Raw genomic sequence first — 11966 nt, 5'->3', positions numbered from 1 at the left:
AAGGGCGTTTGTCTGCTTCTAAAGCATTTAGAATCCTTAGCTGTGATTGAGGTGGGCGACTTCGTCCTCGTCTTCAATGAAGCTGTCCGGGAATGCTTTGCCGGGACCAGCCATCGTCATTTGAACGCTGAGCACTTCCAGCTCGGGTTGTTTCCACTCCTTTTTCATCGTCTCACCTCCTTTCAAAGCGTGTGTGGAGAAAGCGGTATACGATCAGGCTGCGCATGAGAAGCCGCAGCTCGGGATCGAAAGCATCACTCGCCTTGGGGCCGCCGCGAAAGCGGGCAAGGCTCCCCCGAAGGGCATCCAGGTTCACATACTCCCGCATGAGCGGACTCTGCAGCATCTCTTCCAGCTCCGAGAGGAAGGCGCTCCAGCGGGGCGTGATCCGGTGCAGCCAATCCGCAGCCTGCACCCCGCGCTTCCGCTGATTGAGCCGGACCTCGTCGGCCAGGATGCCGGGAGTGGCCCGCCGGATCAGAGAGCGCCCCGCACCGTCTCGAACGAACTGCTCGAGCGGCAGCGACAGGCAGAACCGGATGACCCGGAGGTCGTTGGTCGGATCGCTTCCATGCACACCATGGCGCAGGGAAAGCTGGGTGAAGGACGTCCCGCTCGCATTCCAGAGGCTGTTCACCGCAAAATGCTTCTCTCTCGCCTCGATGGCGTCCGCCGCCTTGAGCGTGGCGTGGCCATCCACGGCAAACCCGCGCGCCTCAATCCGTTCGAAGGCATTCGTGCGGGCGGCAAAGGCGGGGTGAATCCATTGAGGGAATTCAAGAGAGGGAACGGCCGATTGCCTCAGAAGTCCCTGGAGAGCCGGAAAGGCCTTGCTTCCTACAACAGAGAGAACACGTCCTCGCGGAACCCCCATTTTGCGACTGTAAGCGGTCAGCTCCCGCATAAGCCGGATGAGCTGAAGCCTCTTCAGGATCAGGCTGTAGTAATCGAGGGCAGGCCCCCATGAGATCGTATAATTGCCGCGCGCACCGGTGAACAGAAACCCGATTCCCCGCTTGCTCGCTTCTTCCATGATCCCTTTCAGCCAATAGGAGTTCTCGAAGAACTTGTAGGGCATTTCCATCAGATCGAGCCAGAAGTCGATCACACCGAGCGGATCGCTTCCGGGAAAATCGCAAAAGGTCGTCTCCATATTGGGATGATGGGCGACAGCCGCCTGCATGAACTCTCGCTCATCCGCCATCAGATGGCGCGGCGTCCAATCGAGGAAGTCGGCAGCCGGCACGTAGCTGAACGTCTGCAGCGTCCGCCCTTCTTCCCGAAGGCCGAGAGCGGCGAAGCTGGCTACCGTACCGGAATCGAGTCCGCCGCTCAGTTGGGCGCCGATGGGAAGGCGCGAGCGGAGACGAGGCTTGATCGCCTGAGCGAGCACCTCGCGAAAAGCTTCCTCGTACTCGCCATCGCTTCGCAGCCGGAGCGTCTCGTTCGGAAGAACGCGGACATATTCCCTGAGAGCAAGAGCCCCGCCAGGGCGGCAGACAAAGCAATGTCCGGGAGGAAGCTGCCGGATGCCCTCATAGACCGTCAGGGAAGCATCCGCGGTGTCCACCATGCCGGTGATCGCCAAGTACTCGGCGAGCCATGTCTCGTTCAGCCTCCGCTCTGCTCCCGGCAAGCGAAGAAGGGGCTCCATCCTCGTGCCGAAGGCGAAGGAGCGGCCTTCGTGGCGGTAGTACAGCGTTCGCTTGCCGGAATGATCCCGGGCCCCGAAGAGGGCTCGCCTCGTCTCATCCCAGATGACGAAGGCAAAATCCCCGACCAGCCGAGCCGGCGCCTCTTCCCCCCACTTGCGGTAGCTGAGCCGAATCAGCTCGCTGTCCGTCACGCCATCACGCCGGTGAGCTGGAATCCCGAGCAGCCCGGTGAGCTCCTCCCGATTGTCCAGAACGGCATCCGCCGTGATGACGAGTCCGTCCTCCCCCCGATAGGGAAGGCTTTCCCCTACGGCCTCCGGGGTAAGCCAGCGGGCTCGGCATGCGAGGAAAACGCCGTCCGCCGACCAGGTGCCAACCCGATCCTCCAGCATCCCGTCAAAGCCCGCCAGCAACTGGCGGCCCTCCTCAACGGAGACGGGCTCGCCCGTGTAGCGATAGATCCCGGCGATTGCGCTCATAAGGCTATCTAGCTCCCTGTGATCGTGTTCGTTGTCGTTCGTTCGGTGTTCTTTATAGCGAACATGGGACTAGTGTATCAGGTCCATTTTCGGTTGTCAACTGTTCTCAATCAAGAATATTTCCAAAATAAGGGGCGACCGCCGACGCGCTTTTTTGCGCCGGTGATCGCCCCCTTTTCCTAATGGTGCCGCTCATTTCAGGATGTTGCCCGAAACCAGATCGTTCGCTTTTGTCTCCAGGACCGCCTTCACCAGCACATTATCCGTAACGGTGTATGCCGGTGCTCCCACTCCCGCGTAGAGGGTGGAGATGCCCTTTGCCGCAATATTGGTCACAACGGTGTTTCCGGTGAAGCGTGCCGAGGCAACGGTATACGGATTGGTTCGTTTCGAGGCGTCATTCAGTCGAATGACCCCGGCGGAGGTGCTCGTCAGCTTGTCGAGGCGGAAGGTACTGTTCTCCACCACGACCTCTTTGGCCGCCTGAATCGTCAAGGCCGGGTTGTTGCTGGCCACCTCGAAGGTGGAATTACGCACGATCAAGCTCCCGTCCTTGTTCTCAAAATACAGCCCCATCGTCGTGGAGCGGAAGGTGCTTCCGTCCAATACGGTCGATCCGGAGTAACGCGTGCTCAACTCCCGCAGATTCCCCGGAGCCGATTCGAAGACACTGTCGATATAAGTGCCGCGCGGAAGGTTGCCCCCGCTGTGTCCGATGAGCCGAAGCCGCTCGTAGATGCTGCCGTCCTCGATCCCGCCGCCGATCGTTCCGATCTTGGTTTCCCCATAGACGGTGACATCCCGGAGGGTGATCGGCTTGCCCCAGAGGGCAATCGCGTTCTGCTGCTTTTTGTTGTTGTACATGACGACATTCGAGACGGTGACCCCGAACGGAACCTTGCTGCTTATGCTGAGCACCGAATCCGTGAACGTCATCCGGTCAATGACGATGTTCGGTCCGTCGAAGGTCGTGTAGGAATCGTTCATGCGATTGTCGCGCAGGGTCACATCATGCGAAGCATTAATCCGCGTTCCGTCGAAGTGGTTGTTCGTCACCATTACGCCGGTAAACGGATCGGAGACCGCCAGCCCAATGGCTCCCTTGGAGGCGAAATGATTGTCATCCACCGTGGCATTCTGCCCGTCATACAAGATGAGGTCATAGGCGGCATTGTTCCAGAACTTGTTGCCCCGCACCGTGATGTTGGTGTTGCGATGGCCGTTCTCGCCGAAGCCCCCCTCCACATCGATGCCGGACTGGGGAGCCGTTCCTTTCATATCGTGAAGGTAATTGGCTTCCACCAGCACGTTATCCGCGCCCCCGATGGTAATCCCCTGTCTGCGGTTGTAAGCGAACTCGGAGTTTTTCACCGTCACATTCTTGGACACGGCCTTGTTCCACAGCTCCATATAGATGCCCGAGGTCGTTGTTTTGGCAAACACCGCCTGCGCATAGGCAGCTCCTTGCGGCAAAGATATGATTGTCCGCGCCTTCTGCCCCTTGAGCGCCGTAAGGAACGTGTTGTCCGCCTTGTAAAAGTAGAGGTCGAACCTCGCGGGAAGGTTCACGAGAGTGGACAGCTCGAACTCCTTCTCTCTCTGGATGACGGAATTCGTCAGCGGAAGAGGAGAGACCGTGCGGATTTTGCTCGTGCTGGCCACTGGCTTGCCGCTGTCGTCGATGCTGCCCAGCGTGAAGTGCGCCGGGTAAAAGTCTTTGGCCATCGTTCCCTTGCCCCCGATGGCAAGACCGTCCCCCGTGAATTTCAGCGCTTTCAAGCTGTTGATCGTGACATTCTTTGCTCCCTCCACCACGATTCCATAGCCGCTCTCATGGGTGCCGGAGGTGTAGAGGCTTTCTTTTTTCGTATAGTCGTGCTGGTCTCGATCTCCGCGATAGGTGCCGCCCTGAATGGTGACATTATCTGCACCGTAGCCGATATAGAGCGTCTGATAGCTTTCCTTGTCGTTCGGCTCCTTCTGAATGACGGTGTTCGCATCGAGCGTAAACGTCATTTCGCCCACCATTTCAATCCGGCTGTTTTTGTCGATCAGGTAGGTGCCCTTCGGCAGGCTTGTGGAGCGAATGCCTTGAGACTTGGCCCACACGAGAGCTTTGTTGATCCCTTTTGTCGTCTCAACGGGGTGTGTGCCATCCTTATAAATGCCAAATCGGGCGAGTTCAATCTCATAATGCGGCACACCGAGCGGGGTGCCGATCACCGTCTCCTCGTTTCCGTCGGCGCGTCCGTCGGCGGGTGGCGCCAAAAGGGCCGCCGTCGCCAGCAGCAGGAGAGCCAGCATGCCCTTTCGCCATGTTTTCATATCCTCTTCCTCCTTCAAGACTAGAGAGTGGAAGGCACAGAGCGCACAGGTTAGATCGTTGTAACGAACGATCGCGATCGGGGATACGACCGGCAGCGAGGGTAGAAAGACACGCTCTAGTTCAATATACGATCCCTTTACCCAGCTCGTGCTCAGCAGACGCTTATCTTGCTTTCCCGCCTGCGCGGAAATGTTTCCCGTTCCCCGGCATGCGCCTTTCCGTTCTTCTTGACGAACAAACCTTACCATCTTTTTCTATTCCGACGCAATAAGAAAGGGCGGCTATTTTGGAGGGAAGGTTCTCCTATTTTGTCGATTTCTGAGCAGGGTTCCCCCGTCGTTTTGTCGAAAAGGGTAGAGAACAAGGAGGAATGAACTTGCTAACCCACACGAAAACCGCACGCAGCAAACGCCGTTTTTTTCGCCGCCGCGTACTGGCTGTAGCCCTTCTGGTTGCTCTCTTAACTGGAGTATCCGACGGCTTCGCCTTCCGCACGGCCTCCACCACCGCCCATGCCTTGAGCAGCGACAGCTCGAGCTATACAGCCGATCAGTTGGATGCGCTGACTTACCTAAATGAGGTCCGAAAAAAAGTCGGGCTTACCCCTGTGAGGCTGGATGCCAGCCTGACCAAGGCCGCTCTTGCCCATGCCGCCTATTACAACCAGAACAAAAAAGTGTTTGAAACGCTGTCCTTCCATTACGAGGCCCAAGGGACCCCCGGCTTTACGGGAAGTCGCGCAATTGATCGCATGAAGGCGGCCGGCTGGACGCACAGCAAGTCGGGAGTTGCATGGGGAGAAGTGATGAGCTTTCAGGAGCCGAACAGCCCCGCCGCCATCACCTCATGGCTCGATACCAGCTATCACCGCACGAACATTCTCAATCCCCTCTTCGATCAGGTCGGCATCGGCATCGTGGGGGGAACCGTCGTAATGGATCTGGGCGGACCCGGCACCGCCTATCCAATTGAAGGAGGAATATCCGTCTATCCTTACGACGGCATGACCGCGGCTCCGATCGGCTTTTACGGGAATGAGGTGCCCAACCCGCTTGAACAGTTCCAAGTCGACTATTCCGGCTACGTCGTGTCCGCCGTCACCTCGGATGAGATCACTGCATACCGAGCGGTCATCAAAGACGAAGCCGGAAAAGAGGTTCCTTTCTTCCACGAACAAGATGGAGAAAATACCGTCTTCCTGTACCCCAAGAAAATCTTGACCGGCTATCATACCTACACCGTAACCTTGAACTACCAAATCGCAGGCTCATCCGCTCCCCTCAGCAAAACGTGGTCCTTCAAGACGGGAAAGGGACAAACCCTGACCTACCTGCTGGCTCTTCAAGAAGAGGTCATGGTGAACGAGGGCGGCAAAGCCTCGCTTCTTGCCCAGGGGATCTATAATGATGAGGTAAGGGAGCTGTTGACGAACGGAGTCCGCTATTCCAGCAGCGCCAAAGAGCTCCAGGTTTCCTCTCAGGGCGTCGTTACCGCGACCAAAGCCGGAACCTACAAAGTTACCGCAACCGCAGGCGAAGGTAAGGGCAAGAAGGCGACGTTCACCATCAAGGTTTATCCGAAATGGAAAACGAAGTCGTACGCGGTGTCGTCCGTACGCCTCCCCTCGGTTGCTACCAAGCATCCGCTGAAATCCAGCATCGAATGGGGATTGCGGAACGGGATCGTGGCCGCAGGCAGCGACGGCCTGCTCCGCCCGGATACTCCGGTCAGCGAAGCTGAATTCTTGACGATGTTTCTGAAAGCCTACAAGGTGAACATCGGGGCCTATGCTCCCAAGAAGGTCAGCCACTGGGCCGATGCCGCTTATGTGATCGCCAAGGATCGCAACTTCCCCTTAAGCGGCATTGCCAAACCCGCGAATCGGAACACGCCCATTCAGCGGCTCCGCATCGCCGAGCTCGTCAGTGCTGCAGACGGCTTGAACTTCACCGGCTGGAGCGCCGTCCAATACGTGCTGGGCCACGATTACATCAAAGGAAAAACCGGCTCCTCCCTAGACGGGTTTGAGGCCTATCAAACCGTGACGAAGGCGGAAGCGCTGGATCTGCTGCAGCATTTGCAAAAGAAACTAATAGAAGTGAAAGGCCGGCCGGTCGATTCCAGCGCGAAGACGCTGCTTCCCGCCATGCCGCCGGAGCAGCTCTACGCCGTTCCCGCTGTTCTTCCAGACGGAAGCCTCTACGCCCAATTCCGAAAGGATCGCACCTTGGTTGTAGACGGCCGGTTCTCGGAATTCGCCGGACAGACCCTCACGTTTCGGGTACAGGAAAACGTGTCAAACAGCAGCTCAAAGGCCATCGAGGACATTCCCATTACTCTGGACAGCCAAGGAAGGTACCACCTCGAGACCGGGCCCTATTCCCCGGCTGTGCTGAATCTTTTCCTGGAGACCGGGAAGGTCATCTACGGCTTGACGGTGTACCACAATACGATCAACGGTTGGGCAAAGTAAGCATCCCCGGCCTGACTACACAAAAAGAGCGAGGCGAACGGAGGGTACCTCCGTTCGCCTCGCTTTTCAAGTTCCGCTTAGGATTCGGGCATTCCGCGGCCGATCTCTCAATCAGCTTCGCACAAACCCTTCCTCCTGCAGATACTCCACTGCTTCCTCATAGGTCTCGAAGGCGGAGTCGATCATGTCGCCTGCAAAGGTCATCCACATCTCATCCTCAGGTTCAAAATGCAGGTCGAGCCGATGGCCGTCTGCATTGCGCCACTCCTCGCGCAGCTCCGTGAAGACCTCCTCATCTTCTGCGGAAGAAGCTCCTTCCACTTCGTCGAGTTTCTCCTCTTCTTGGGCATCCTCCGGGCCGAGCGAACGAATGGAGCGGCGAATCAGCGTTTTCAGCTCATCCGCAGTCAATTCCCGAATATTCGCAAACCCCTTCTCGTCAGTTGGAACACCGCCCAGGAGTCCGGCATACACAAAGCCGTTGCCGTTTGGATGCAGGTGGTAGACGACGATCTTTTTCTCCTGAATACTGCCTTCAAAATGATAATTCACTCGTCCCATCGACACTTCTTTCCGAGTAAGCTCGGGGAACGAAGCGGCGATGGCGTCTTTTTCCTCAAATGAGATCATAGGCTCCTCCTCTTGCTCTGAAGCGCGTTGCCATCCTTTAAGTATACCCCAAAATCAGCTTCGGTTTATAGCTTATTTACATAGCCGGCTACACTTTGTTTCATATTCGCCATTTCCGAACATTAACTGCACCTTTTCTATTAATCTTTTGTAAATTCCCTCCCTTTCGCATTGAAATTAAGATAGAATATCAATATAATAGAATAGTTTTATAGGATAACATTTATAACGCAGAGAGGGATGAAACGTAACGTGAAGAACGGGTTCAGAGAGAGAATCACCAAGATCGGCGCATCTACGCTGGTCGCCAGCTTGCTGACCATGCCATTTGGCGGGTTGTATGCAGCGGCAGCAGACGGCAACTCCACGTTGAAGATGAGAATTCTGGAGACGACCGATGTGCACACGAACCTCATGTCTTACGATTACTACAAGAGCGCGGCCGCTCCGACCGTAGGGCTCGTCCGTACGGCAAGCTTGATCAAGGAAGCCCGCAAGGAAGTGCCGAACACGGTCCTCGTGGACAACGGCGACCTGATTCAAGGCACCCCGCTCGGAACCTACAAGGCTCTGATCAGTCCGACCAAGGCTAGTGAAATTCATCCGGTCTACAAGGTGATGAACGCGCTCGACTATGACGCCGCCACCTTCGGCAACCACGAATTCAACTACGGTCTCCCTTTCCTGGAGCAAATCATTCAGAAGGCTGAATTCCCCTATGTGAACGCAAACGTGTACGTCGATGACAAGGATAACAACCCGGACAACGACGTCAACAAATTCGTTCCCTACAAGATTCTGAACAAAACCTTTACCGATGAGAGCGGCAACACCCAAACCGTCAAGGTGGGTGTACTCGGCCTCGTTACTCCGCAAATTCTGCAATGGGACAAAGCGAACCTGGAAGGCAAAGTCATTGCCAAGGACATCGTCGCCACGGCTGAGAAGTTCGTGCCGAAGATGAGAAGCGAAGGCGCGGACGTCGTCGTTGTCATGTCCCACTCGGGCTTCAACGGCAATGCCAAAGCCGGCGCTCTGGAAGAAGACGTCGTGTACCCGCTGAGCAAGGTTCCGGGCATCGACGCCATCACCTTCTCCCACACCCACAAAGTATTCCCGGCTGCTACCGAAAAGGCGCTTGACGCGCTCTTCAAGGATGCTTCCGGCAAGGTATACCCCGGCGTTGACAACGCCAAGGGCACGATCAACGGAGTCGCCGCCGTCCAAGCCGGCTACGGCGGTGCCAACCTCGGCGTCATCGATCTGACGCTGACGAAGAAGGACGGCAAGTGGGCTGTTGAGTCCACGCAATCGTCCACGAAGGCGATCTACGACACGGCCGCCAAGAAGTCGCTGGCTGACGAAGATCAAGCCTTGGTGAGCCTGGTGAAGGCCGATCACGATGGAACGGTTTCCTACGTGAACAGCCCGATCGGAACGACGACCGCTCCGATTCACAGCTACTTCGCCCTCGTGCAGGACGATCCTTCCGTGCAGATCGTAACGGCTGCTCAAAAGGATTACGTCGCTACTTATTTGAAGAAGAACCTTCCGCAATATGCGACCCTTCCGATCCTGTCGGTCGGCGCACCGTTCAAGGCTGGACGCAACGGCCCTGAGGAATATACCGAAATCGCCAAGGGACCGCTCGCCATCAAGAGCGCCGGCGACCTGTACCTGTATGACAACACCCTGAAGGCGATGCTCGTCAAGGGTTCTGTCGTTAAGGAATGGCTGGAAATGTCGGTAGGCAAATTCAATCAAATCGACCCGACGGTGAAGGACGAGCAAGCGCTTCTGAACGGCTCCTTCCCGGTCTATAACTTCGACGTCATCGACGGCGTAACGTACCAAGTCGACGTGACCAAGCCGGCGAAGTACAAAGCGGACGGCACCGTAAACGACGCCTCCTCCAGCCGGATCGTTAACCTGGCATACAACGGCAAGCCGGTTGATCCGAACCAAGAGTTCGTCGTTGTCACCAATAACTATCGCGCAAGCGGCGGCGGCAACTTCCCGGGTGTGAAGGCCAGCAAGATCATCCTCGACTCCCCGGATGAAAACCGCCAAATCCTGATGGACTACATCACGGCCAAGAAGGAAATTAACCCGACGGCTGACAACAACTGGTCCATCGCCCCGATCAAGGGCGGCGAAAGCCTGAACGTTACCTTCACGACGGCTCCGGTCGCCGAGAAATACGCCAAGGATACGACCAACATCACCTACACCGGCAAGACCGACGACAAGGGCTTCGGTATTTTCAAAATCGACCTGTCCAAGGAAGTAACCCCGACTCCGGAACCTGCAGCCGAATTCCCGGACGTTGCCAAGACGCACTGGGCTCATGAAGCGATTCAAGCTCTGACTGGCAAGGCCATCGTGAACGGCACCCCGGAAGGCACCTTCAAGCCGGAAGCTTCCGTAACCCGCGCTGAATTCGCCAGCATGCTGGTTCGCGCACTCGGCCTCGGCGCCACCACGAAAGCTCCGTTCAAGGACGTAGCGGAAACGAGCTGGTATGCCAGCGCCATCGCAGCCGCTTACGAGAATGAGCTTGTCAAGGGCGTCAGCGCTGACAAGTTCGCTCCGAACCAACCGATTACCCGTGAAGAAATGGCCGTTATGGCCAAGCACGCTCTCGACGTTCGCGCAGCAGAGAAGCTGACGACGACCACGAAGGCCGTCTTCGCCGACGGAGCTTCCATCAGCTCCTGGGCATGGGACGCTCTGAACGTCACCGTCGATCGCGGACTGATGCAAGGCCGCGGCAACAACTCCTTCTTCCCGAAAGCCACCACCACCCGGGCAGAAGCAGCCAAGGTCATCTACACGCTGATCACGGACGTCAACGTTCAACTGCTCAGCATCAATGACTTCCACGGTCAACTCGACTATAAGAAAGTAAACAAGGATGCCACCGGCAAAGTAACCTCCACGCTCGGCGGCGCCGATTACCTGGCCGCTTACCTGAAGGCACGCGAAGCCACGAACCCGAACACGCTGCTCGTCCACGTGGGCGACGCCGTAGGCGCCAGCGCTCCGGTTTCGGCTCTCCTCCAGGACGAGCCGACCATCGACTTCCTGAACCGCCTCGGCTTTGACGTAGGCACGCTCGGCAACCACGAATTCGACAAGGGTGCCGAAGAAGCCCTCCGCCTGATCTACGGCGGCAAGAACCCGAAGACCGGTACGGACTTCGCCGGTGCAAGCTTCCCGTATGTCGCAGCTAACGTCCTGTACAACGGTAAGCCGATGCTCGATCCGTACGTCGTGAAGAAAGTCGGCGGCGTGAACATCGGATTCATCGGACTCGTCACCAACATCACCCCGTCCATCGTCAGCCCGGCCGGCTTGAAGGGCGTTACCTTCACGGATCAAGTCGAAGCCGTGAACAAGGCTGTTAAGGAACTGAAGGCACAAGGCGTTCGCGCCATCGTCGTTCTGGCTCACGATCCGTTTGAAGGCACCGCAGCCGCTCCGACGGGTGAAGTCGTCGACCTCGCCAACGGAGTAGACGATGAAGTCGATGTCATCTTCGCCGGTCACAACCACGGCAAGCTTAACACCACGATCAACGGCAAGCTGGTTCTCGAAGCCAACTCCTACGGCACCGCCTTCGGTGACGTAGAGCTGACGATCAACCGCGCTACGCAAGACATCGTCGCGAAGAAAGCCGAAGTGGTCGATGTCGTTCAAGAAGGCGTTACGCCAGACCCGGAAATCAAGAAGATGGTTGCCGACTACATGGAAAAGAACGCACCGGTCATGAACGCCGCCATCGGCAAGGCTGACGCCGCAGTAACCCGCGAAGTGAACGCTTCCGGCGAAAGCGCGCTCGGTAACCTGATCGCCGACGGCATGCGCGACGTGATGAATGCCGATTTCGCCTTCATGAACTCCGGCGGGATCCGCAACGACCTGCCGCAAGGCACGGTTACCTACGGCAACATGTTCGCCATCCAACCGTTCGGCAACGTCCTCATCAAGATGACCCTTACGGGCACTCAAATGAAGGACCTGCTGAATGAGCAATGGTCCGGCACCGCAGCGAAGATCGGACAAGTCTCCGGCTTCACCTACACGTACGATACCAGCAAGCCGTACGGACAAAAGATTCTCGAAATCAAGAAAGCCGACGGAACTGCTCTGAAGGACGATGCTACCTACACCATCGTCGTGAACGACTTCATGGCAAGCGGCGGCGACGGCTACAAAACGCTGATCAAGGGCACGAACCGCATCGCAGGTCCGGTTGACCTTGACGCGACGATCGACTACGTCAAAAAGAAATTCGGGACGGGCAGCATCACGGCCAAGATCGAAGATCGCTTCAAGAAAGTGAACTAATCCTTCCCACATCCCGCGTCGTCCCTTTCAGGGCTTGAGCGGGCGGGTAACCA

General features: G+C 57.1%; 6 protein-coding genes. 2 read left to right on the top strand and 4 right to left on the bottom strand.

Features of this window, described 5'->3' with window-relative positions:
• Window positions 1-36 precede the first annotated feature (36 nt).
• From AAFN83_RS07925 to AAFN83_RS07915, 3 genes are all read right to left on the bottom strand, one after another.
• The gene (locus AAFN83_RS07925) at window positions 37-168 is read right to left on the bottom strand and encodes a paeninodin family lasso peptide (protein WP_347768417.1); all 132 of its coding nucleotides are present in this window, start codon (window positions 166-168) and stop codon (window positions 37-39) included.
• Between the two features lie 4 nt (window positions 169-172).
• Window positions 173-2134: an asparagine synthase-related protein gene (locus AAFN83_RS07920; protein ID WP_347768416.1), complete on the bottom strand. Its 1962-nt coding sequence runs from the start codon at window positions 2132-2134 to the stop codon at window positions 173-175.
• 192 nt (window positions 2135-2326) lie between these two features.
• Window positions 2327-4459: a right-handed parallel beta-helix repeat-containing protein gene (locus AAFN83_RS07915; protein WP_347768415.1), complete on the bottom strand. Its 2133-nt coding sequence runs from the start codon at window positions 4457-4459 to the stop codon at window positions 2327-2329.
• A gap of 377 nt (window positions 4460-4836) precedes the next feature.
• On the opposite strand from AAFN83_RS07915, the gene AAFN83_RS07910 reads away from it, so the two are divergent.
• Window positions 4837-6933, top strand: coding sequence for a CAP domain-containing protein (locus AAFN83_RS07910; RefSeq protein WP_347768414.1), 2097 nt, complete (start codon window positions 4837-4839; stop codon window positions 6931-6933).
• 111 nt (window positions 6934-7044) lie between these two features.
• Here AAFN83_RS07910 and AAFN83_RS07905 read toward each other — a convergent pair whose 3' ends face one another.
• Window positions 7045-7563 (bottom strand): hypothetical protein, encoded by a 519-nt coding sequence (locus AAFN83_RS07905; protein WP_347768412.1) that lies wholly within the window; start codon window positions 7561-7563, stop codon window positions 7045-7047.
• Between the two features lie 240 nt (window positions 7564-7803).
• Here AAFN83_RS07905 and AAFN83_RS07900 point away from each other — a divergent pair, with 240 nt between their 5' ends.
• The gene (locus AAFN83_RS07900) at window positions 7804-11913 is read left to right on the top strand and encodes a bifunctional 2',3'-cyclic-nucleotide 2'-phosphodiesterase/3'-nucleotidase (RefSeq protein ID WP_347768411.1); all 4110 of its coding nucleotides are present in this window, start codon (window positions 7804-7806) and stop codon (window positions 11911-11913) included.
• Window positions 11914-11966: the final 53 nt, after the last annotated feature.

The sequence above is a fragment of the Gorillibacterium sp. CAU 1737 genome (assembly GCF_039888655.1).
Taxonomy (GTDB): domain Bacteria; phylum Bacillota; class Bacilli; order Paenibacillales; family NBRC-103111; genus Gorillibacterium.
Note: the sequence above shows the minus strand (reverse complement) of the source record. Positions and strands in the feature narration are given on the sequence as shown.